Source organism: uncultured Pseudoteredinibacter sp. (genome assembly GCF_947502065.1).
Lineage (GTDB): Bacteria > Pseudomonadota > Gammaproteobacteria > Pseudomonadales > Cellvibrionaceae > Pseudoteredinibacter.
The window spans coordinates 1-243 of the sequence record NZ_CANMYE010000047.1 but is presented as its reverse complement, the minus strand read 5'-3'; the positions used below and the strand labels follow the sequence as shown (position 1 = coordinate 243).

The window sequence follows — 243 nt, the reverse complement described above, 5'->3', positions numbered from 1 at the left end:
TGATGCAGCAGCCATTACCGGTGTAGTTGCTGGCACACAAACCGGTGATATCTCCGGCGGCGTTAACACTTCAATTGCAGGTTCGCTGGGTTCCCTAACCCTACAAGCTGATGGTTCTTACACTTACACTCCTGGCGCAGGTGCGGCCGCTCTTGCTGAAGGTGCGACGGCAACAGACACGTTTAGCTACACCTTAAAAGATAGCGACGGAAGTTTCTCGACTACCACCGTAACGATTACTGT

Annotated in this window: 1 protein-coding gene; it reads left to right on the top strand. The window is 52.3% G+C overall.

Translation table 11 applies throughout. The features are described from left to right. On the top strand, positions 1–243 hold a 243-nt coding region (locus Q1A41_RS20310; protein ID WP_299983002.1), incomplete at both ends, for an Ig-like domain-containing protein.